23 protein-coding genes, 1 pseudogene and 1 other annotated feature are annotated in these 20,845 nt (G+C 49.3%); of the genes and pseudogenes, 23 read left to right on the forward strand and 1 reads right to left on the reverse strand.

Features of this window, described 5'->3' with window-relative positions; genetic code table 11:
- Window positions 1–159: 159 nt before the first annotated feature.
- The 8 genes from IEW48_RS17500 to rsmI all read left to right on the forward strand — a co-directional run bounded on the left by IEW48_RS17500 (window position 160) and on the right by rsmI (window position 6,869).
- Window positions 160–1,662 (forward strand): aminotransferase class I/II-fold pyridoxal phosphate-dependent enzyme, encoded by a 1,503-nt coding sequence (locus tag IEW48_RS17500; protein ID WP_188624150.1) that lies wholly within the window; start codon window positions 160–162, stop codon window positions 1,660–1,662.
- 73 nt (window positions 1,663–1,735) lie between these two features.
- Window positions 1,736–2,380 (forward strand): dTMP kinase, encoded by a 645-nt coding sequence (tmk, locus tag IEW48_RS13160; RefSeq protein ID WP_007506022.1) that lies wholly within the window; start codon window positions 1,736–1,738, stop codon window positions 2,378–2,380.
- Window positions 2,381–2,443: 63 nt separating this feature from the next.
- Window positions 2,444–2,773, forward strand: coding sequence for a cyclic di-AMP receptor DarA (darA, locus tag IEW48_RS13165; RefSeq protein WP_188624151.1), 330 nt, complete (start codon window positions 2,444–2,446; stop codon window positions 2,771–2,773).
- A 12-nt stretch (window positions 2,774–2,785) separates the two neighbouring features.
- Window positions 2,786–3,766, forward strand: a complete 981-nt coding sequence (holB, locus tag IEW48_RS13170; protein WP_188624152.1) for a DNA polymerase III subunit delta' — start codon at window positions 2,786–2,788, stop codon at window positions 3,764–3,766.
- Window positions 3,767–3,769: 3 nt separating this feature from the next.
- Window positions 3,770–4,618 (forward strand): PSP1 domain-containing protein, encoded by an 849-nt coding sequence (locus IEW48_RS13175; RefSeq protein WP_188624153.1) that lies wholly within the window; start codon window positions 3,770–3,772, stop codon window positions 4,616–4,618.
- A gap of 33 nt (window positions 4,619–4,651) precedes the next feature.
- Window positions 4,652–5,035, forward strand: coding sequence for a DNA replication initiation control protein YabA (yabA, locus tag IEW48_RS13180; RefSeq protein ID WP_188624154.1), 384 nt, complete (start codon window positions 4,652–4,654; stop codon window positions 5,033–5,035).
- Between the two features lie 112 nt (window positions 5,036–5,147).
- Complete coding sequence (locus tag IEW48_RS13185; protein WP_007506027.1) at window positions 5,148–5,897, forward strand: tRNA1(Val) (adenine(37)-N6)-methyltransferase; 750 nt, start codon at window positions 5,148–5,150, stop codon at window positions 5,895–5,897.
- Window positions 5,898–5,960: 63 nt separating this feature from the next.
- Window positions 5,961–6,869 carry a 16S rRNA (cytidine(1402)-2'-O)-methyltransferase gene (rsmI, locus tag IEW48_RS13190; protein ID WP_007506028.1) on the forward strand — a complete coding sequence of 303 codons (909 nt, stop codon included), beginning with the start codon at window positions 5,961–5,963 and terminating at the stop codon, window positions 6,867–6,869.
- Between the two features lie 105 nt (window positions 6,870–6,974).
- Here rsmI and IEW48_RS13195 read toward each other — a convergent pair whose 3' ends face one another.
- Window positions 6,975–7,268, reverse strand: a complete 294-nt coding sequence (locus IEW48_RS13195; RefSeq protein WP_007506029.1) for an AbrB/MazE/SpoVT family DNA-binding domain-containing protein — start codon at window positions 7,266–7,268, stop codon at window positions 6,975–6,977.
- A 290-nt stretch (window positions 7,269–7,558) separates the two neighbouring features.
- Window positions 7,559–7,793, forward strand: a binding site (T-box leader).
- Window positions 7,794–7,856: 63 nt separating this feature from the next.
- Between IEW48_RS13195 and metG the strand changes: the two genes are divergently transcribed.
- The 15 genes and pseudogenes from metG (at window position 7,857) to IEW48_RS13270 (ending at window position 20,826) form a co-directional block, all read left to right on the forward strand.
- A complete protein-coding gene (gene metG / locus IEW48_RS13200; RefSeq protein ID WP_188624155.1) occupies window positions 7,857–9,851 on the forward strand; it encodes a methionine--tRNA ligase in 1,995 nt (664 codons plus the stop codon).
- A gap of 86 nt (window positions 9,852–9,937) precedes the next feature.
- Window positions 9,938–10,741 (forward strand): TatD family hydrolase, encoded by an 804-nt coding sequence (locus IEW48_RS13205; RefSeq protein WP_188624156.1) that lies wholly within the window; start codon window positions 9,938–9,940, stop codon window positions 10,739–10,741.
- Window positions 10,731–11,288 (forward strand): annotated as a pseudogene (gene rnmV, locus IEW48_RS13210) (ribonuclease M5). Before IEW48_RS13205 ends, rnmV begins: the two are co-directional and overlap by 11 nt.
- A 29-nt stretch (window positions 11,289–11,317) precedes the next feature.
- The gene (gene rsmA / locus IEW48_RS13215) at window positions 11,318–12,157 is read left to right on the forward strand and encodes a 16S rRNA (adenine(1518)-N(6)/adenine(1519)-N(6))-dimethyltransferase RsmA (protein WP_276529785.1); all 840 of its coding nucleotides are present in this window, start codon (window positions 11,318–11,320) and stop codon (window positions 12,155–12,157) included.
- A 73-nt stretch (window positions 12,158–12,230) separates the two neighbouring features.
- Window positions 12,231–13,055, forward strand: coding sequence for a sporulation peptidase YabG (gene yabG / locus IEW48_RS13220; RefSeq protein ID WP_188624158.1), 825 nt, complete (start codon window positions 12,231–12,233; stop codon window positions 13,053–13,055).
- Window positions 13,056–13,194: 139 nt separating this feature from the next.
- Window positions 13,195–13,473: a biofilm formation stimulator Veg gene (gene veg / locus IEW48_RS13225; RefSeq protein WP_188624159.1), complete on the forward strand. Its 279-nt coding sequence runs from the start codon at window positions 13,195–13,197 to the stop codon at window positions 13,471–13,473.
- A 377-nt stretch (window positions 13,474–13,850) separates the two neighbouring features.
- The gene (gene ispE, locus IEW48_RS13230; RefSeq protein WP_188624160.1) at window positions 13,851–14,708 is read left to right on the forward strand and encodes a 4-(cytidine 5'-diphospho)-2-C-methyl-D-erythritol kinase; all 858 of its coding nucleotides are present in this window, start codon (window positions 13,851–13,853) and stop codon (window positions 14,706–14,708) included.
- 103 nt (window positions 14,709–14,811) lie between these two features.
- The gene (purR, locus tag IEW48_RS13235) at window positions 14,812–15,636 is read left to right on the forward strand and encodes a pur operon repressor (RefSeq protein ID WP_188624161.1); all 825 of its coding nucleotides are present in this window, start codon (window positions 14,812–14,814) and stop codon (window positions 15,634–15,636) included.
- A gap of 20 nt (window positions 15,637–15,656) precedes the next feature.
- Window positions 15,657–16,043: a RidA family protein gene (locus IEW48_RS13240; RefSeq protein WP_188624162.1), complete on the forward strand. Its 387-nt coding sequence runs from the start codon at window positions 15,657–15,659 to the stop codon at window positions 16,041–16,043.
- A 161-nt stretch (window positions 16,044–16,204) separates the two neighbouring features.
- Window positions 16,205–16,489 (forward strand): septation regulator SpoVG, encoded by a 285-nt coding sequence (gene spoVG, locus IEW48_RS13245; protein ID WP_007506042.1) that lies wholly within the window; start codon window positions 16,205–16,207, stop codon window positions 16,487–16,489.
- Between the two features lie 228 nt (window positions 16,490–16,717).
- Window positions 16,718–18,109: a bifunctional UDP-N-acetylglucosamine diphosphorylase/glucosamine-1-phosphate N-acetyltransferase GlmU gene (gene glmU / locus IEW48_RS13250; RefSeq protein ID WP_188624163.1), complete on the forward strand. Its 1,392-nt coding sequence runs from the start codon at window positions 16,718–16,720 to the stop codon at window positions 18,107–18,109.
- Between the two features lie 52 nt (window positions 18,110–18,161).
- Complete coding sequence (locus IEW48_RS13255) at window positions 18,162–19,112, forward strand: ribose-phosphate diphosphokinase (protein ID WP_007506044.1); 951 nt, start codon at window positions 18,162–18,164, stop codon at window positions 19,110–19,112.
- A 97-nt stretch (window positions 19,113–19,209) separates the two neighbouring features.
- A complete protein-coding gene (locus IEW48_RS13260; protein WP_188624164.1) occupies window positions 19,210–19,836 on the forward strand; it encodes a 50S ribosomal protein L25/general stress protein Ctc in 627 nt (208 codons plus the stop codon).
- Window positions 19,837–19,913: 77 nt separating this feature from the next.
- Window positions 19,914–20,489 (forward strand): aminoacyl-tRNA hydrolase, encoded by a 576-nt coding sequence (gene pth, locus IEW48_RS13265; protein ID WP_188624165.1) that lies wholly within the window; start codon window positions 19,914–19,916, stop codon window positions 20,487–20,489.
- Between the two features lie 109 nt (window positions 20,490–20,598).
- Window positions 20,599–20,826 carry an anti-sigma-F factor Fin family protein gene (locus tag IEW48_RS13270; RefSeq protein ID WP_007506048.1) on the forward strand — a complete coding sequence of 76 codons (228 nt, stop codon included), beginning with the start codon at window positions 20,599–20,601 and terminating at the stop codon, window positions 20,824–20,826.
- Window positions 20,827–20,845 lie beyond the last annotated feature (19 nt).

The raw sequence follows: 20,845 nt of genomic DNA on the forward strand, positions 1-20,845 counted from the left end.
CATAGATTTTCCCTCCTGGTTTTAATATACCATTTCTGTTTCAGAAGGAAAACATATGTTTGTCCCGATTCATCCCCCACTTACACTTCGTTTAGAAGTGGGGGTCTTCTCGGAAATTTATGATAAATAAAAAGGCAAGGACAAAGGGGAAAAGATGAGATGCAGGATCTAAACGAAGCACCTTTGTTTCAAGCACTGGTGGAGAAAGCAAACAAGGAAGAGGCGAGATTTCATGTGCCGGGACATAAGGGAGGCTATGTTTTTCCGGGCCATGGACGAAAGATGTACCACCCGGTCTTAAAGCTTGATTTAACAGAGTTGGATGGGTTGGATAACTTGCACGATCCCCAAGGTGTGATCAGACAGGCTCAGGAATTGGCCGCCCGTCAGTTTGGCGCTGACCAAACCTATTTTTTGGTGAATGGCAGCACGGTGGGCAATTTGGCCATGATTTTGGGTTGTCTTTATCAAGGGGATGTGGCCCTGGTGCAAAGGAACAGCCATCAGTCTGTCTTTCATGGGCTCAGCATGGCCGGAGCCTGTTGTTTTCCCCTCTTGCCAGAGGTGTGTCCGCGCTTCCGGGTAGCGCAGGGGATCAGGCCTGAACAGATTGAGGACGCCTTGCGCCGCTGTCCCGAAGCAAAAGCGGTGATACTCACCTATCCCACCTATTATGGCTGGGCTGGCGCAGACCAGTTTGAGGCGGTCGTACGCACGGCTCGTGAATATGGCTTGCTGGTCTTGGTCGATGAAGCCCATGGCGCCCATTTTGGTCAGCACGGGAGCCTGCCGCCATCCGCTCTTCAGCTGGGTGCAGATCTGTGTGTCCAATCGACCCATAAGATGTTAGGCTCCATGACGATGACCTCCATGTTACATATCCGCCGGGAACGCGTGCCGGTTGAAGATGTGGAAGATTGCCTGCGCCGTTTGCAAACGTCAAGCCCCTCTTATCCCTTGCTGGCTTCCCTGGATCTGGCCCGTCTCTTCTTAAGCCAGATGACCAGGACAGACTGGGAGCAAGCCCTGGCGGCTGTTCAAGAGCTGCACTCGGGCATCCGTGCCTTGGGCAACTATTTGATCTCAAGCGGCACAGGCAGAGAGCAGGATCCTTTTAAGCTGGTTATACAGCCTGTCTTTGGCCTCAGCGGCTTTCAGTTGCAAGAGGCGCTCCGGCAGCATGGGATTGAGGTGGAACTGGCCGATCCATATAACGTGTGCTTGACACTGCCTCTTGTCCCCCATCCAGACTGGAATAACCGCCTGCTTCAGGCTTTGTCCTCTATTGCCAAGGAAGCCGGTCACCTGCAAAGGGAAAAAGGGAGACCAGGGAAAACGCCGCTTGGACATCAACCAGGAGAGAAAGGTGCCGGAGCTGACATGGCAGAACTGTTTAACCAGGCGGAACCTGCTCCAATCCCGATGAGGGTCTACCGGGCCCAGGAAAAGGAACATGTTCCCTTGTCGCAAGCCGTTGGACGTCAGGCGGCAGAGATGATCACCCCTTATCCCCCTGGCATTCCGCTCCTAATTCCCGGAGAGGTGATCAAAGAGGAGCATGTGTCTCACATTTTGAGGCTCAAACAGGCTGGCGCTTATTTCCCGGGCAAACAGGGGCGGGAGTGGCCTTCTGTTGCGGTGGTGAAAAAGAATGAAAAATAGACTATACAACCGCTTATTTTCTGATTATGATAGTATCAAAACCTGTAAAGGAAAACAGAAAGGAACATGAGTTGTGGCAGGCTTGTTTATCACCTTTGAGGGACCAGACGGAGCAGGGAAAACAACCCAGTTAACGTTACTGGCTGAAGCACTGAAAGCAAGCGGCTATGATGTGACCGTAACGAGGGAGCCGGGTGGGACCCTGATCAGCGACCGGATACGGCGTATTATTTTAGATCCGGACCATCAATCAATGCGGGCCCAGACAGAAGTGCTGCTGTATGCCGCTTCACGGGCCCAGCATGTGTTGGAAAAAATTAAACCTGCCCTGGCACAAGGCAAAATCGTGCTCTGTGACCGTTTTGTAGATGCCAGCATTGCTTATCAAGGGTATGGCTTAGGCGTCGGGGAAGAGCAAGTGAGAATGATCAACCAGTTTGCCACCCAAGGTCTCGTGCCACATAAAACTTTTCTCTTGGATATTGCCGCTGAAGAGGGGCGCCGGCGCCTGGCTGAACGGAAACAAGCAGAGTTTAAACAGGGACTGGACCGCATTGAACAGAAGGACTTGGCTTATCATGAACGCGTCCGCCGCGGATTTCTCAGACTGGCTGAGCAGGAAGACCGCATTGTGCTCATTGATGCCAGCCAGCCAGTTGAGGTGATTCACCAGCAAATTTTGCGAGAGGTCAGATCCCTGCTTCAGCAAAAGGCCTAAGCTTCACCCTGCTCACTTAGGGAACATCCGGGGGATGGCCCATATGATAAGGAGGTTATCCTAATGAAGTTAATCATTGCAGTGGTGCAGGACAAGGACTCTAGCCGCTTGTCCAATGCGCTGGTGAAAGCGGATTTTCGGGCCACTAAACTGGCCAGTACGGGAGGTTTTCTCAAAGCGGGCAACACCACATTTTTAATCGGAGTGGAAGATGAAAGAGTCAACGAGGCTCTGGATATTATTAAGCAAAATTGCAAAGCGCGGGAACAATTGGTGGCTCCAGTTTCACCGATGGGGGGCAATGCGGACTCCTATGTTCCCTATCCAGTTGAAATACAGGTTGGCGGTGCAACCGTGTTTGTCGTTCCCGTTGAACAATTTGAACAGTTTTAAGGTGTGATCAGATTGGAAACAGCCATTGACCAACAGCCGAGAATCCGCAACTTTATAGAAGCGGTGATCACGAAAAACCGCTTGGCCCATGCCTATTTGTTCATTGGACCACGGGGAGCGGGCAAGCGGGAGATGGCCACCTTGTTTGCCCAGCGTCTGTTATGCAGCCAGCCGGATCATCCTCCTTGCGGCCGCTGTTTAGAATGCCGGCGCATTGCCCGCCATAATCATCCTGATGTCCACTGGCTTCGGCCTGAGGGGCAGTCCATTAAAATTGATCAGGTGCGCCAAATCCAAAAAGCATTTGCCTACCGGGCCCAAGAGACCACTTGGCGGGTACTGATCATTGACCAGGCAGACACGATGACACCCCAGGCCGCCAACAGTTTGCTCAAGTTTGTAGAGGAACCCCAGCCTGACACTGTTATCTTAATGCTGGCAGAAGACAGGGAATTGATCCTGCCTACCATTCGCTCCCGCTGTCAGGAACTGGTTTTCCAGCCCCCTTCTCCCGGACACCTGAAGGCGTTGCTGATTGAGCAATACGGGAAATCGGAAGCAGAGGCCAGCTTGGTTGCCCATCTTACAGCAGATGTGGAAGAAGCACTGAACTTTTGCCAAATAGAGTGGTTTGCAGAGTTAAAACGAGTAGTGCTACAATTAATAGAAGACTGTTTGCGGCAAGATCCCCGCGCGGTGTACCAAATTCAAGACGCGTGGCTTAAAGTCGCCAAAGAGAAGGAACACACGGATACAGGGCTGGATATGATGCTGTTTTGGTATCGGGATTTATTATATATACAGCTCGGTATGGAAGATCAAATCGTTTATATTGGCCAAGAAGAGCGTTTGCGCAAACAGGGACTGAGCTTATCCCGCGTGAAGATAGCAACAGCGATGGAGCATATTTTGGAAGCCAAGCGCCGGCTTCATGCCCATGTTCATCCACAGTTGCTATTGGAACAGTTAGTGCTTCGCCTTCAGGAGGGGTAAATCATGTACCAGGTGGTTGGGGTTCGCTTTAAAAAAGCTGGAAAAATCTATTATTTTGATCCAGGTGATCATCCTGTTGAGAAGGATCAGTTTGTCATTGTCGAAACGTCCCGCGGGATTGAATACGGCAAAGTGGTCACCCCCATCAAAGGAGTGGGGGAAGAGGATGTGGTGTTGCCGCTTAAAAAGGTGATCCGCATTGCCACACCTGAAGATAAGGTCCAGGTTGAAAAAAACAAGGCGGCGGCCGAAAAAGCTTATGATATTTGTCTAGAAAAGATTGCTGAACACGGCCTGGAGATGAAGCTGGTTGATGTGGAATATACCTTTGACCGCAACAAAGTGATCTTTTACTTTACCGCTGATGGGCGGGTGGATTTTCGCGAGCTGGTGAAAGATCTGGCTGCCATTTTCAGAACGCGCATTGAATTAAGGCAAATCGGGGTGAGGGACGAAGCCAAAATGTTAGGCGGCATCGGTCCTTGCGGCAGGATCTTGTGTTGCTCCTCTTTTCTGGGGGATTTTGAACCGGTGTCGATTAAAATGGCTAAAGATCAAAACTTATCCCTTAACCCAGCCAAGATTTCTGGTTTGTGCGGACGGTTGATGTGCTGTTTGAAATATGAGAATGACCAGTATGAATCGGCCATCAAAGAGCTTCCCGACCTTGGCGAAGAGACGGTCACGCCCCTTGGCGCTGGACGGGTTGTCGGTTTGAATATCCTGGAAAAACTCATTCAGGTTGAATTGAAGGATACGGAGCGCGTGGTTGAATTTACCTTAGATGAGCTCATGGGCCATCAGTCTCAAGACGAGGCGCTCCCTTCCCAAGCAGAAGGTGCGCCAAACTAGGCCCGCGCTTATCTCCTGGATGAGGAAGGGCTGATGGGGGTGGAGGATGTGGATCAAAACAAAAAGCGGCTGTTTGAGCATGTCTCCCAACTGGAGCAGAAGCTGGGCCAAATGGCAGAAGAATTGGAGGCCGTAAAGGAACACATTGCCCGGCTGGTGGAAGAAAACCATGAACTGATCGTGGAAAACGAAAAACTGCGTAACAGGCTGGAGCACAAAGTGGCTCAGGAAACTGATCATCCCCATGCTCCAGAACAAGGCCAGGTCAGCAAAAAGAAGAAAAGGCCGGTCGGGGAAGGGTACGACAATTTGGCACGTTTATACCAGGAGGGGTTTCATATTTGTCACTTGCAATTTGGGAGTTTGCGTAAAGAAGGGGAAGATTGCATCTTTTGCCTCTCGTTTTTGAACAAGTAGGAGGAGAGTCTGGGGACAGGCTCTTTTTCATTTTTGAGCATGGCTAACGGGACAGGCGGAAAGACTGAAAGGCATCAAGAAAAACCAGGATAAAGACAAAGGATGGGGACTGATGAATGCTCTGCGCGAAGATGAACGCTTGGATTATTTACCATTTGGACAGTTAAAGATTATTCAGAGCAAAACCGTGTTTGCTTTTTCCCTGGATGCTGTTCTCTTGGCTCAATTTGCCTATTTGCCGCTTCAAAAGGGAAAGGTGATGGACCTGTGTGCAGGAAACGGAGCCATCCCTTTAATGTTAAGCACGCGGACGAAAGCGGCGATTGAAGGGGTAGAAATTCAACAACGCCTGTATGATATGGCCGTGCGCAGTGTACGCCTCAATCACAAAGAAGGGCAAATTAAGATGCATCATTTGGATTTGAGAGAAGCTCCCGCCCACTTTGAGCCGGGCAGCTATGATGTCGTGACCTGCAATCCCCCTTACCTTCCTGTCCAATCCGGCCAGAAAAATGTCAATGAACATTATGCCATTGCCCGGCATGAACTTTATTGCACCCTCGATGATGTCATGGCGGTTGCCGCCACTTTGCTCAGACCGAAGGGGCGTTTGGCCCTCGTTCATCGCCCCAGCCGGCTGGCGGATATCTTCGGGTTAATGCGTCGTTACCGTCTGGAACCGAAGCGCATGTGTTTGGTGTATCCCAAAATAGACAAGCCGGCCAATATGGTTTTGGTGGAAGGTATGAAGGACGGGCAACCGGATTTGCGCCTGCTTCCCCCATTGATTGCTTACACGCCAGACAATGAATACACCGCTGATCTGAAGCAAATTTATTTTGGTGAACAGACCTTGGTTTAAGTCGTTGCCAGTCCCTGTGTTGATCATGGCCCAGCCAAGTTTTTTCAGAAAGGACGTATGCTTATGATCTGGTCCCAATCTAGTTACGCAGCCGAGCATCAGGGGATTTTATATTTGGTGCCGACCCCCATCGGCAATCTGGAAGATATCACCTTTCGCGCTCTGGAGGTCTTGAAAACTGTCGATTACATTGCCTGTGAAGATACCCGGCACACACGCAAGCTGCTCAATCATTTTCAGATTGACCAAATGCTGGTCTCTTATCATGAACATAATAAAAAGCAGCAGGGTTCCCGCCTGATCTCTGATTTAAAGCAGGGCAAGCGCATTGCTCTGGTGACAGACGCCGGCATGCCGGCCATTTCAGATCCGGGAGAGGATCTTGTCCAGCAAGCTGTAGCGGAGCGCATTCCGGTGATCAGCCTGCCTGGAGCCAATGCTGCTCTGACAGGTCTGGTGGCCTCAGGTTTGTCCACCCGCCAGTTTTTGTTTTGTGGCTTTTTGGAACGCAAGCCCAAGGCGCGCCAAGAACAGCTCGCCGCCCTGAGCCGTTTGCCGTATACGCTGATCTTTTATGAAGCACCCCATCGTCTCGTTGAGACACTGGAGGATATGGTAGAGATATTGGGAGACCGGCGGGCCGTGCTGGTCCGGGAGCTGACGAAGCGTTTTGAAGAATATATACGGGGTACACTTGGCGAGCTCTACCAATGGGCACAAGATCAAGATGTGCGGGGAGAATGTACGCTGATCGTGGACAAAGGAGAACATTTCGCTTTGACTTCTGAACAGCCCCCTTGGTGGCAACAGCTGACCATCAAAGAACATGTGGAGCACTACATTGAGCAAGGATATGCCCCCAAAGAGGCGATTAAACAAACATCCAAAGAGCGCCAGCTGCCCAGACGGGAGGTTTACCACCTTTATCATGGTTTGGGGCAAGATGACGGCCAAGGGAAACAAAACCCGTGAATAAATGTAATATTAAAAAAACCATGTTTACGTGCTCAACCACGTGAACATGGTTTTTTATGATAATGGTAGATATCTTCTAGATATGATTAATCATTGCCACATTTAATTTGCTTCCTGTTTTTTAAGATACTCTTCAAAAATGGGCAACAGCTGGCGCACTGCATCAGGGCTTAACACCATTTTGCCGTCATTTAAGACCAGGTTGTCTTCGCTGATTTGGCCGGTAATCATACAAGCCATGCGGGGTTCATACTTTTTCAGGATAATTTTATCCCCATCAACATAAATTTCAAGCGCATCTTTTTCCGCAATGCCCAATGTGCGGCGAAGCTCAATAGGAATCACCACTCTGCCCAGTTCATCCACTTTGCGGACGATCCCCGTACTTTTTAACATAATAACTCAATCCCCTCTCCTCTTTTTTCATTTTTCTAAATCATAGGTCAAATATGTGGTGATAAATTCTGACGGTTATCTTAGGCACATAATACCAATAATAGAGGAACAAGTCAATTCATTTTTTACAAAAACAGGGGTTTTTATACATAAATAGTGATTATTCGACATTTTTTTTAACCATGAAGGCGCTTAATGCTTGTGAACTTGACAAAAATCAACCTGTTAAGTATATTTTAGGGAAACGAAAGGGATTAATTTGACAGGGAAACTGGAAGAAGTGAATAAGGTTTGTCTCGATGAACAGATGAGTACATGCCAGCCATTTATCACAGAGAGCCGGGGGAGCTGAGAACCGGTATAAATGGGGCATGGAAGATGGTCTGGGAGAGCTAATATCCGAGGGCTGTGCCTAAGGGTGTTACGTTTCTCCGCGTTAAGGAGACAGTCTTGCACTGGCTGAGCCTGCCTTTGCGAAAAGGCGGGGAAAAAGGGTGGTACCGCGGGTTAACTCCCGTCCCTTTGGGGATGGGGGTTTTTTATTTAGAGAGGGATGTTTTGAGATCATCAAACAGGGAGGTTAGGGATATGAGTGAGCAAAACAAAACGTTTTATGTAACTACTCCAATCTATTATCCTTCTGATAAACTGCATATCGGACATGCTTACACCACAATCGCAGCTGATGCGCTGGCCCGTTACAAGCGGCTGAGAGGATATGATGTCATGTACTTAGTTGGCACCGATGAGCACGGGCAAAAGATTCAGCGTAAAGCCCGGGAGAAAGGTGTGACGCCGCAAGCCTTTGTCGATCAGATTGTCGCCGGCATTAAAGAGTTGTGGAAGAAACTAGATATTTCCTATGATGATTTTATCCGGACGACAGAAGAGCGGCACAAAAAAGTGGTACAGAAGATCTTTCAGCGCCTTGTGGATCAAGGGGATATTTATCTTAGTGAATACGAGGGCTTGTATTGTACTCCTTGTGAGTCTTTCTGGACGGAACGGCAAGCAGAAAACGGTCTTTGCCCAGATTGTGGCCGGCCTGTGGAGCTTGTCCGGGAGAAAAGCTATTTCTTCCGCATGAACAAATATGTAGACCGCCTTTTAAAGTACTACGAAGAAAATCCGGATTTCATCCAGCCTGCCTCACGGCGGAATGAAATGATTAATAACTTTATTAAGCCGGGACTGGAGGACTTGTGTGTCTCCCGCACCACGTTTGACTGGGGAATCCCGGTGCCCAATGATCCTGAGCACGTGATTTATGTCTGGATAGATGCCTTGACCAACTACATTACGGCGATTGGATACGAGGCAGATGATGAAGAATATCGGCGCAAATTCCACAAATACTGGCCGGCTGATGTGCATATTGTGGGCAAAGAGATTGTCCGCTTCCACACCATTTACTGGCCGATTATGCTGATGGCGCTGGATCTTCCTTTGCCTAAAAAAGTATTTGGCCACGGCTGGCTGTTGATGAAGGACGGCAAAATGTCCAAATCCAAAGGCAATGTGGTGGATCCGGACCCGCTGATCGAACGCTACGGAGTTGATCCTTTACGCTACTATTTGCTGAGGGAAGTGCCTTTCGGCTCAGACGGGGTGTTTACGCCAGAAAGTTTTTTGGAACGGCTCAACTATGACCTGGCCAATGACTTGGGCAATTTATTAAACCGCACCGTGGCAATGGTGAATAAGTATTTTGACGGTGTCATCCCGCACGGGCGGACAGGTGCGACACGCTATGACCACGCTTTGGTGGAGAAGGCCAAGGAAACGGTGGCCAAAGTGGAGGAAGCGATGGACAAGATGGAATTTGCCTCAGCTTTGTCCGCCATTTGGCAACTGATTGGCCGCACCAACAAGTATATTGACGAAACAGAACCCTGGATTTTGGCTAAGGATGAGAGCGAACGGGAGAAACTGGGTTCTGTGTTATATCACCTGGCTGAGTCGTTGCGCCACATTTCCATTCTGATTCAGCCGTTTATGACACGCACGCCAGCTAAGATATGGAAACAATTGGGTATTGAACAAGGTGAACTGACTTCCTGGGACAGCCTGCAAACGTTTGGCTTGTTGCCATCGGGCACGAAAGTCCAGCCTGCAGATCCCCTTTTCCCCCGGGTTGATATAGAAGCAGAGGTTAAATATATTTTGGAAAAGATGGGAGCTTTAGCCAAGGACGGACAGACGGGCAGCACCCCACCAGGTGAACAGAAACAGGAAACGGGAGCAAAGGAAGAAGGGGCGGCCCAAATTACAATTGATGACTTTGACAAAGTGGAGTTGCGGGTGGCAGAAGTGATTCAGGCCGAAAAGGTAAAAAATGCAGATAAGCTGCTTAAACTGAAGCTGGATCTGGGAACGGAACAGCGGCAGGTGGTCTCCGGCATTGCCCAGCATTATAGGCCGGAGGAGTTAATCGGTAAAAAGGTGGTGTGCGTCACGAACTTAAAGCCGGTCACTTTGCGGGGGGAACGCTCGGAAGGCATGATTCTGGCCGGGGAGAAAGGCGGCAAGCTGCGACTGGTCACCATTGATCAAGACTTGCCCAATGGGGCCAAGGTGAAATAGGCAAGCAGTAAAAGGCAGGCCAGCTATAGCCGCGGGGGTCCCCCTCTTTTTCCTTGGGTGAGGGACGAAGGGAAAGGAGGATGATGATGTTTTTTGACACCCATGCACACATTAATGATGCCCGGTTTGACCAAGACCGGAACGAAGTGATTGAACGGGCCAGGGCAGAAGGGGTATCCCTGATTGTGAATGTGGGTTTTAACCACGAGACGATCACTGCTACGATCCGCCTGGCTGAAGCTTATGACTTTATTTATGCTGCCGTGGGGTGGCATCCCCATGACGCCAAAACCTGTGATGATGACGCCTTAAGGCGGATTGAACATTTGGCACGGACCCATCCCAAAGTGGTGGCTGTTGGGGAGATGGGGCTTGACTACTACTGGGATCATTCGCCCCGGGAAGTTCAAGCCGAGGTGTTCCGCAAACAGATTGACTTGGCCAAGCGGCTCAAAAAGCCGATTATTATCCATAACCGGGAAGCTGACAGGGATGTGCTGTCCATTCTGAAAGAGGAGGGGGCCGATGAAGTGGGCGGTGTGATGCATTGTTTCGGGGGTGACAAGGAAATGGCCCGCCAATGTTTGGAGCTTAACTTCTATATTTCCTTTGGCGGCCCCCTCACCTTTAAAAACGCTAAATTACCAAAAGAAGTGGTGCAGTATGTGCCCCTGGACCGCCTGCTGATTGAAACCGATTGCCCCTATCTGGCCCCCCATCCTTTGCGGGGCAAGCGCAATGAACCGGCATATGTCCGCTATGTGGCTGAAACCATGGCCGAGCTGAGAGGACTCAGTTTGGAGGAGATCGCCCACATGACCATGGAAAACGGCAAACGCTTGTTTGCCTTGACTGAAAGCAATGAAAAGAGTGTGCGTGATGAAGATTAAAGAAGTCATTGTCGTGGAAGGTCGTAACGATACGATTAAAGTGCAGCAAGCCGTGGAAGCCGACACGATTGAGACAGGCGGTTCCGCCCTTGGGGCGGAGGTGGTGGAACGCATTAGACTGGCGCAAGAGCGGCGCGGCGTCATTATACTGACGGACCCGGACTATCCAGGAGAAGCGATTCGCTAGCAAATCTCCCGGGCTGTTCCCGGATGCCGCCACGCCTTTATCCCCCGGGAAGCGGCTTTGGCTCCAAACGGCAAGTGTGGTGTCGAACATGCCAAAGTGGAAGTGATCCGCCAAGCTTTGGCTGGTGCCCGTATTCTTAAGGAACAGGGAGGAACAGACATTTCTTGGGAACAGCTGGTTGACTTTGGTTTGGTGGCAGGCGACAGGGCCAGAATGTTAAGGGAAAAAATGGGCCGCCATCTCGGGATCGGCTATGGCAATGCCAAACAATTTTATAAGCGTCTCCAACTGTTTGCTATTACCAGGGCTGAGTTTGAGGTGGCTTTAGAGAAGGTGTTGAAGGAGGTGGCTCCTTCTTGAAAGAAATCGCCAGCCCCACCAGAACCAAAATGCTACTGGAAAAATATGGTTTTACCTTTAAAAAAAGTTTAGGCCAAAACTTTCTGATTGATTCCAACATTCTCCGTGCCCAAGTGGAAGCAGCAGCATTGGATAAAACAACGGGTGTCATTGAGGTAGGCCCGGGAATTGGCGCTTTGACTGAACAGCTGGCCATCCGGGCCGGCCGTGTGGTTGCTTTTGAAATTGACCAGCGTTTAATCCCCATCTTGGAAGAATCCCTGCGTCCCTATGACAATGTGCACATCATTCACCAGGATGTATTAAAAGCCGATTTGGAGCAGGTGGTGAAGACCTATTTAAGAGGCCTGGATAAGCTTAAGGTGGTCGCTAATCTGCCCTACTATGTCACGACTCCCATTCTCCTGCATTTTATTGAAAGTGGACTCAGATTTGAACATATTGTGGTGATGGTCCAGAAAGAAGTGGCCGACCGGCTGACAGCCACAGCTGGAAGCAAGGATTACGGCTCCCTGACTGTGTTCGTGCAGTATTATACTGAACCGGAACTGATTAAAGTGGTGCCCAAAACCGTTTTTGTGCCCAGACCGCAAGTTGATTCAGCCCTGGTTAAGTTAAGCTTGCGCAAAGAGCCGCCGGTACAGGTCGTTGATGAAGATTTGTTTTTTAAAACGGTCAGAGCCTGCTTCGCTCAACGGCGAAAGACACTGCTCAACAATTTGCTGCATCAACTGGTGGGTAAAGAACGCAAACGGGAACTGGTGCAGGTGTTGCATGAGTTGGACATTGATCCCTCCCGCCGGGGGGAAACATTGACCATCGCTGAGTTTGCCCGGCTGGCCAACGGCTTGCAAAACCTGGTGGGCTGAACAAAAATGATAGGGCGCCATTGGCACCTCTTCTGCTCTAGGCATAAGATAGAGCAGAAAGGAGGGGCAGGGGATGACATTTCAAGTTGGTGATATTGTCGCACGCAAATCGTATGGGGGCGATGTTCATTTCCGCATCGTTTCCATTGATCATACAGGAGCGATAGCAGAGTTGAAAGGGCTTGACATGCGCCTGTGGGCAGATGCTCCCCTTCATGATCTTGTTCATGTGGATGAAGAAGTGCGGGGACGCATCAAAGAATGGGAAGAGGAGCAGATGTCCAGCTCCGTTAAGGAATTGATTGAACACAGAAAGACGGGGGAGACGCTGTTTAAGCTCCCCGGCCGTGTGCTGCATATTGACGGGGATGCCAGTTATCTGAAAAAATGCTTGGAACTATACAGGGCCCTGGACATCCCTGTCTACGGCGTGCATATGAGTGAAGCGGAAATTCCTGAACGCATCTATTCCCTGCTGATGTATGTTAATCCAGATGTGCTGGTCATAACCGGACATGATGCCTATATGCGTTCGCGGGGAGGAAAATATGATCTGAAAGCGTACCGCCATTCCCAATATTTTATACAAGCGGTTCAAGCAGCCAGGCAATTCGAGAGAAACCGGGACAATCTGATTATTTTTTCCGGTGCCTGCCAATCCCATTTTGAAGCGCTGATTGAGGCGGGAGCCAATTATGCTTCCTCACCGGAGAGGGTTAACATCCATTGTCTTGATCCCGTGTATATCGTCGAAAAAGCGTGTTACACCCCTATTGACCGCATCATTGATCTGAAGCACGTCTTGCAGTATTCGGTGACAGGAAGCTCCGGACTGGGCGGCATTGATACGCGCGGAACATATAGACAGGGATTGCCCAAACTCATGTATGAAACCTGAACAGATCCTTAAGTGTCTTCCGCTCAGCGCATTGAGAAAAAATTTTTATTGACAAGAGATTTGTCCGGTTGATATAATTAAGAAATTATTTGACTAAACAAGGCCACCATGGTATAATGATATGCGTGAGGTGGTCAATGTGGCGAAAAATGCGTTAATCGACATTAAGCGCAATCTTGACCAATACATTGGTCGACGCATTACCCTGAAGGCGAATGGCGGACGGCGAAAGACCATTGAGCGTTCAGGTGTACTTGAAGAAACCTATCCATCCGTCTTCATCGTCAAACTGGACGAAAAGCAACATGCCTTTAAACGTGTTTCTTATAGCTACGCTGACATTTTAACAGAAACTGTGGAGCTTATAGTCTGTGGAGACAACGACAAAGAGATCAAGATTACCTATAACAAGCAGTAGACCCAGTCTACTGTTTTTTTTTTGCCTTTATGTGTTATAACCGTTAACCTTCTTATATTTGCTGCCGGGCCGGTCATACTAAAGGTGATCGTTTCTATCGCATCCAGGAGGGATGTTCTGTGCCAAGACGCCGAGGCGTAATGTCCGAGCAGATGGCTGAAGAGCAGCTGGGCCGGAACAGAGAGCCCACATAAGCTTCAACAGGCGCAGCCCAAGAGAAAAAGTGTGTTGACTGGATGGGTTTCCACAAGCTGCTTACACTAAGGTAGAAACGATCAGGCCGGGGTTCTCCCCGGTTTTTCACTGGGCAAAAAACCAACCTTCGTGATAAAATAATGCAATGGTTATGTTGAGAAAAGGTATTGGAGCGATTAGGGATGACCATCTTGATGAAAGCGCCGGCTAAAATTAACCTGACATTAGATGTATTATACAAACGGACAGACGGTTATCACGAAGTGGAAATGGTGATGACCACCATTGATCTGGCCGATCGTCTGGAGCTTCGGCCCAGGGACGATGGAAAAATTGTGATCGAAACTTCGGCTAGTTATGTGCCCGCTGACGAGCACAATCTGGCTTATAAGGCGGCTAAACTGATCCAGGAGCGCTTTCAGGTGACCCGGGGTGTCACTATCGCCATCGATAAGCGTATTCCGGTCGCCGCTGGATTAGGAGGAGGTTCTAGCGATGCAGCGGCCACCATTAAGGGGTTGAATCAACTTTGGGATCTGGGCTTAAGCACGGAAGAGATGGCTGTCTTGGGAGCCGAAGTGGGATCGGATGTCCCCTTTTGTATTTATGGGGGAACAGCCTTGGCCAAAGGGCGGGGAGAGCAGATAACCCCTCTGCCTGGGCCGCCGCCGTTTTGGATTGTGCTGGCTAAGCCGCCCATTGGGGTATCCACAGCACATGTGTATCAGCATTTGGACCTGGGCCAGGTCAGTGAGCGTCCCAAGACGGAACAAATGATCGAGGCGCTTAAACGACGTGATTTTTCTTTAATCGTGAAAAGCATGGGCAATGTTTTAGAAACAGTGACTCTTAAAAGCTACCCTGAAGTCCAACACCTGAAACAGAAACTAGCCCAATTTGGAGCAGATGGTGTGCTCATGTCAGGCAGCGGGCCAACGGTGTTCGGCCTGACCCAGAAAGAGTCCCGGGCTCAGCGCATCTATAACGGCCTCAAAGGGTTTTGCCAGGATGTCTACATGGTTCGTTCGGCAGGGACTTAAGATTCCCTATTTTATTTACTGTCAATGGGGTTGGAACTTGATCAAAGACGTATAAAAGTGGTATATTACCCTCAAATAATTCGGGTTTTTAGGAGGCATTCCGGTGAAGAAATTGAAACGAAGCGCCAGACTTGCTGATATGATGCAATATTTAATTCGACGGCCCCATTTGTTAATCCCTTTGACCCTGTTTAAAGAGCGTTACCAAGCGGCCAAATCGTCCATTAGTGAGGATTTGCAAATTATTAAAGAAACCATGGAAATGAGCGGTCTGGGTGAATTAATGACCGTTCCCGGCGCCGCTGGAGGAGTGAAATACATCCCCGCTGTCGATTTAAAGCAAATGCGGGACTGGGTGGAAGAATTGAGGACGGGTCTGGAAGATCCTGACCGCATCCTCCCTGGAGGGTATTTGTATATGAGTGATTATTTAAGCCAGCCCCAAGTGGTCAACCAGATCGGCCAAATATTTAGCTCCCAGTTTCGCCATGCGGGCCTTGATTACGTCATCACGGTGGAAACAAAGGGTATCCCGCTCGCCTATGCCACCAGCCAGTATCTCAATGTCCCCTTTGTGATTGTGCGCCGGGATCACCGGGTGACAGAAGGATCAGTGGTCAGCATCAACTATGTTTCAGGTTCCACCAAACGCATCCAAACCATGTCCCTGGCCCGCCGCAGCATGAAAGCCAACAGCAAAGTTTTGATTGTGGATGATTTTATGAAAGCAGGCGGAACGATCCGGGGAATGATGGACTTGTTGCAGGAGTTTGAAGCGGAGGTGGCCGGGGCCTGTGTGTTTGTGGAATCATTGGCCACAGCAGAAAAATTGGTGGAAAATGTTTACTCATTACTGCGCTTGTGTGACGTAGATATTAAAAACAAGACCATTTCCATGCAGTTAGGCAGTATCTTTGATGATCAATGATCACAGGGAGGTTGTGCAGGATGACAAAATTGAAAAAAGTCCAGACGCAAGATGCGCCGCAGGCCATAGGACCGTATTCCCAAGCGGTTCAAGTTGGTTCGCTCTTGTTCACATCGGGGCAAATCCCGCTCACACCGGACGGGAAACTGGTAGAAGGAGATGTACGGGCACAAACGAGGCAAGTGCTCGCCAACTTGGAAGCAGTATTAAAGGCAGCAGGAGCGACGTTAAATGATGTCATTAAAACGACGGTGTTTATTAAAGATATGAATGAGTTTGCCCAAGTAAATGAGGTTTATGGGGAGATTTTTGGTGAGCACAAGCCGGCCCGTTCCTGTGTAGAAGTGGCCAGACTGCCCAAAGATGTCAGGGTGGAAATCGAGTGTATTGCCCGCATCCCGGACTAGTCTGTCCGGGATGATTCAGCGTCAGTGTCAAGGCATCTTAATGGTTTTTCAGTTCAAAAAAAATTTAAAAATTTATAGGAAATGAGCAGGAATTTTGCCACCTTTGTTGAACTGTTAAGTATATATCGTGATCATTTTTGGCAAAAGGTGGTGTTTTTTTGATGGAAGTGACTGATGTGAGACTGCGGCGGGTGCACACCGAAGGAAGAATGAGGGCGATTGCTTCCATTACCATTGATAACGAATTTGTCGTCCACGATATTCGGGTTATTGATGGTAACAACGGCTTGTTTGTGGCCATGCCATCCAAGCGGACACCGGACGGCGAATTTCGCGATATCGCCCATCCTATTTCTTCTGCAACCCGGGAAAAAATACAAAAAGCCGTTCTGGCAGAATATGAGGCCCAAGGGGAAAAGGAAGAGTTAGAGGCCGGTGCTTCCTGATTCAAGGTGCCCTGGCTGGTGTCACCTAGAGATTAACTTTGATTTACAGGGGTTGTGCCTCACAAGTGGTGATTGTCTCTGTTTTGTGCTTGGGGTGAAGATCTGACGCTGAAGTTAGGTCTTCTTTTTTTTGTGTCTGTTGACAAGATTTGATTCCTTGAAAAAGAAGTGGTATTAGGCTATAGTCATAACAGAAATGATTTTGATGAGTGTATGTGGAGGTTAATGATGAACCAAACCAATGTGCTTATTCTAGCTGCGGGAAAAGGAACCAGGATGAAGTCCAAGCGGCCGAAAGTGCTTCATCCTGTTTGTGGCAAACCGATGGTCAAACACGTGATCGATGCCGTGCAACAAACTCAAGGCCAGACTCATATTTATGTGGTCGTCGGCCACGGAGCAGAGCTTGTCCAGCAGGAGCTGGGTGAAGGGTATACATACGTGGAACAAAAGAAGCAGCTTGGCACTGGTCATGCTGTCATGGTTGCCGCCCCCCATCTGCGGGAGGCAGCGGGCCAGACCTTGGTTTTGTACGGGGACACGCCCCTTATTTCGGGCCAAACTTTACAAGCCTTTCTAACAGCCCATCAAGAAGCGCAAGCGGCAGTCAGTATTCTCACCACTTTTGTGGATGACCCTGAAGGGTATGGGCGTATTATTCGGGATGAACAGGGACAAGTAAAAAAGATTGTGGAAGAGAAAGATGCCACGGCAGAAGAGAAACAGGTCAAAGAGATTAATACGGGCATCTATTGTTTTGATAACCAAAAATTACTGCAGGCCTTATCCCAAATCACAAATGATAATGCCCAGGGTGAATACTATTTGACCGATTGCATTGAAATCCTTGAGCGGAAGGGAGAAAAAATTACCGCTTATGTCACCCATGATCAAGAGGAGATCATGGGGATAAACGACCGTATCGCCCTGGCTCAGGCGGAAAAAGTGATGCGCCGCCGGATCAATGAGCGCCACATGTCCCAGGGTGTGACCATTATTGATCCTGAGCATACCTATATTGGCCCCGATGTCGTCATCGGTCAGGACACGGTGATTTATCCGGGCACCATCTTGTCCGGACGAACGGTGATTGCTGAAGATTGCCAAGTAGGCCCCCATGCAGAGCTGATCGATGTTAAAGTGGGGAGAGCCACAAGCATTGTTCACTCTAAGGCGGTTGACAGCCAGATCGGAAGCCAGACGCAAGTGGGTCCGTTTGCCTATATCCGGCCCGGCACCACAATTGGAGACCGGTGCCGTGTGGGCAATTTTGTGGAGGTTAAAAATTCTGTTGTCAAAGACGGGGCTAAAATCCCCCATTTAAGTTATGTGGGTGATGCAGATATCGGGGAGAGGGTTAACATGGGTTGCGGCTCCATCACGGTTAACTATGACGGGATTCATAAACACCGTACTGTTGTGGAAAATGACAGTTTTGTGGGATGTAATGTCAATCTGGTTGCCCCTGTCACGATCGGAGAAGGGGCTTATATTGCGGCAGGTTCGACCATTACCCACCCTGTCCCGGCCTACAGTCTGGCCATTGCCCGCGAAAGGCAAACGGTGAAAGAAAACTATGCCCTAAAATTAAGGCCAAATAAAGAACGCAAAGATCGTTGAGACCGTCATATCTTCATCAAAAATAACAGATGTTGGAGGTTTTAGCAGAACGATGCCACATTATCGTGATCCTAAACTGAAAGTATTTACGTGTAATGCCAATCCCCGTTTAGCGGAAGCGATTTGCAAGCATATTGGGGTGCCTTTGGGAAAGGCCAATGTGACCCGTTTCAGTGACGGTGAAATTCAGGTCCACATCAATGAGAGTGTGCGCGGTGCGGATGTGTTTGTGATCCAGTCCACCAGCGCCCCCGTCAATGAACATTTAATGGAACTGCTGGTGATGGTCGATGCCCTCAAGCGTGCCTCTGCCAAGAGCATAAACGTGGTCATGCCGTACTATGGGTATGCCCGTCAGGACCGCAAAACGAGAGCCAGAGATCCGATCACGGCCAAACTGGTGGCCAACTTGATTGAGACTGCCGGAGCGTCCCGGGTGATCACCATGGACCTTCACGCCACTCAAATTCAAGGCTTCTTTGATATTCCTGTTGATCACTTGCTGGGTGTCCCCATATTAGCGGACTATTTCCTGGCCAAAAACTTGGACGACATTGTCGTTGTCTCTCCAGACCATGGCGGGGTGACGCGGGCCAGAAAACTGGCCGAACGACTCAAGGCGCCGATTGCCATCATTGACAAGCGCCGTCCTAAACCCAATGTGGCTGAAATTATGAACATTGTCGGGGCGGTAGAAGGCAAGACCTGCATTTTGATTGACGACATTATTGACACAGCCGGCACCATCACTTTGGCAGCTAACGCCTTGGCTGAAAACGGGGCTCAAGAAGTTTATGCCTGCTGTACCCATCCTGTCCTGTCAGGTCCAGCCATTGAACGGATCCAAAATTCCAAAATTAAGGAGCTGGTCGTGACAGACACCATTCCGCTGCCCGAGGAAAAGCAGATTGACAAAGCCATTGTGCTTTCTGTGGCACCGCTGATGGGAGAAGCGATCATCCGTGTCCATGAAGAATTGTCGGTCAGCAAGCTGTTTAACTGATACGGTTCCTTGACATTGTTAGACAAAGGTTTGGCCATCCTTCCAAAAGGGAATAGTAAATATTAGTCCGACACATTGAGGGAGGGTGAGCTAAACCATGGTAACCTTTCGTGCTGAGGAACGACCGGATCTTCGCAAGTCTGTCCGCAGAAAATTGAGGCAATCGGGCAAGGTTCCCGGGATCGTGTATGGCAAAACAATCGGGAGCAAACCGATCCAGGTGCAGCAGAACGAGCTGCATAGACTGCTCAAACAACATGGTAAAAATACGGTGATCAATCTTGAGCTGGACGGGGTTAAACCGACGGTGATGATCGGCGAGATCCAGCGCGATCCCATCACAGAGGATGTTTTACACGTCGATTTCTATGAGATTAAAATGAACGAGAAAAAGACCTTTACCGTACCCCTGGAAATCGTAGGGGAGGGAGCGGTAACCAAAAACGGTGGCGTTTTGCAAAGGCAATATCAGGAGATTGAGGTTGAGTGTTTGCCTAAGGATTTGCCTGAATCCATACCCATTGATGTCAGCGGTTTGGACATTGGTGACAGCGTGACGGTGGCTGATCTTAACCTGGGCGACCAGATTGAAGTATTGCTGGAGCCAGATACGGTGCTGCTCACGGTTACCGCACCCACCCCTGAGGAAGGACCTGTTGATAAACATGCTGGCAATGAAGAGCCGCCGGAATTGGTTGAACGCCAAGAGGATGCGGAAGAATAAAGACCACAAACTTGAAAATGGGAACAGAGGCGTAACCATGATGGTTACGCCTTAGGCACGTAGAGGAGGTTTCAGGGTTGAAAATCATTGTAGGCCTGGGGAATCCGGGACCAAAATATGCACAGACACGGCATAATATTGGTTTCTTAACGGTTGATCGCTTGGCGGAAAAGCTGGGGATTTCTATCAATCAGGAAAAATGGCGCAGCCTGGTGGGCGAGACTTCGGTGAGCGGTGAAAAAGTGCTGTTGTTGAAGCCGATGACCTATATGAACCGCTCCGGAGAGGCTGTGATAGAGGTTGTCCGCTTCTTTCAGTGTCCCGTAGAGGATGTGCTGGTCATCTATGACGATCTGGACTTGCCCTTTGGCACCATGAGGCTAAGGCTGAAGGGGGGGCATGGAGGACACAACGGCGTTCGCTCCCTTATTGACCATTTGGGCAGCCAAACGTTTAAACGCATCCGCATGGGAATTGGCCGGCCGGAAAACGGGGATGTGGTTCATTATGTTCTCAATCCGTTTCCCCCGCAGGAACGGCAACAGTTAGCCGAATTTATTGACCGGGGAGCAAGTGCAGCTGAAGCTTATCTTAACACAGATGATTTTACCCAAGTGATGAATAGATATAACCAAAAGCTGCGTTCATCATAATTTTAGCCATGTTCATGATGATTCTGGAAAAAGTTGAAAGATTAAAGGGGAATGTTTGACCCGCATGGGAGGCATACTAGAATAAACACTGTTTTTTAGGAGGAAGACGATGGCCATCCATTATGTATGCCGCCATTGCGGGCTGAAACTGGGTGAAATTAATGCTCCTGTTACTGAGGAACAGCTCGGTTTTCATACTTTGAATCCTGAAGAGAAGCAGGATATCTTGCTTTACCAGGAAAATGGTGATATAGTAGCGCAAGTAACATGTGAACATTGCCAGGAGGCCATTGAGCGGAACCCAGAATGGCTTCTGCTGAATAAAATACACCATTGAACGGACTTGGTGATTGATC

Source organism: Caldalkalibacillus thermarum, from assembly GCF_014644735.1.
Taxonomy (GTDB): Bacteria; Bacillota; Bacilli; order Caldalkalibacillales; family Caldalkalibacillaceae; genus Caldalkalibacillus; species Caldalkalibacillus thermarum.

Coding starts and splice junctions, on each gene's coding strand:
- IEW48_RS17500 (WP_188624150.1), top strand. CDS start 160: ATGCAGGATCTAAACGAAGCACCTTTGTTTCAAGCACTGGTGGAGAAA.
- darA (WP_188624151.1), top strand. CDS start 2,444: ATGAAGTTAATCATTGCAGTGGTGCAGGACAAGGACTCTAGCCGCTTG.
- IEW48_RS13175 (WP_188624153.1), top strand. CDS start 3,770: ATGTACCAGGTGGTTGGGGTTCGCTTTAAAAAAGCTGGAAAAATCTAT.
- yabA (WP_188624154.1), top strand. CDS start 4,652: ATGGGGGTGGAGGATGTGGATCAAAACAAAAAGCGGCTGTTTGAGCAT.
- IEW48_RS13185 (WP_007506027.1), top strand. CDS start 5,148: ATGAATGCTCTGCGCGAAGATGAACGCTTGGATTATTTACCATTTGGA.
- rsmI (WP_007506028.1), top strand. CDS start 5,961: ATGATCTGGTCCCAATCTAGTTACGCAGCCGAGCATCAGGGGATTTTA.
- IEW48_RS13195 (WP_007506029.1), bottom strand. CDS start 7,268: ATGTTAAAAAGTACGGGGATCGTCCGCAAAGTGGATGAACTGGGCAGA.
- metG (WP_188624155.1), top strand. CDS start 7,857: ATGAGTGAGCAAAACAAAACGTTTTATGTAACTACTCCAATCTATTAT.
- IEW48_RS13205 (WP_188624156.1), top strand. CDS start 9,938: ATGTTTTTTGACACCCATGCACACATTAATGATGCCCGGTTTGACCAA.
- rsmA (WP_276529785.1), top strand. CDS start 11,318: ATGCTACTGGAAAAATATGGTTTTACCTTTAAAAAAAGTTTAGGCCAA.
- yabG (WP_188624158.1), top strand. CDS start 12,231: ATGACATTTCAAGTTGGTGATATTGTCGCACGCAAATCGTATGGGGGC.
- ispE (WP_188624160.1), top strand. CDS start 13,851: ATGACCATCTTGATGAAAGCGCCGGCTAAAATTAACCTGACATTAGAT.
- IEW48_RS13240 (WP_188624162.1), top strand. CDS start 15,657: ATGACAAAATTGAAAAAAGTCCAGACGCAAGATGCGCCGCAGGCCATA.
- spoVG (WP_007506042.1), top strand. CDS start 16,205: ATGGAAGTGACTGATGTGAGACTGCGGCGGGTGCACACCGAAGGAAGA.
- glmU (WP_188624163.1), top strand. CDS start 16,718: ATGAACCAAACCAATGTGCTTATTCTAGCTGCGGGAAAAGGAACCAGG.
- IEW48_RS13255 (WP_007506044.1), top strand. CDS start 18,162: ATGCCACATTATCGTGATCCTAAACTGAAAGTATTTACGTGTAATGCC.
- IEW48_RS13260 (WP_188624164.1), top strand. CDS start 19,210: ATGGTAACCTTTCGTGCTGAGGAACGACCGGATCTTCGCAAGTCTGTC.
- IEW48_RS13270 (WP_007506048.1), top strand. CDS start 20,599: ATGGCCATCCATTATGTATGCCGCCATTGCGGGCTGAAACTGGGTGAA.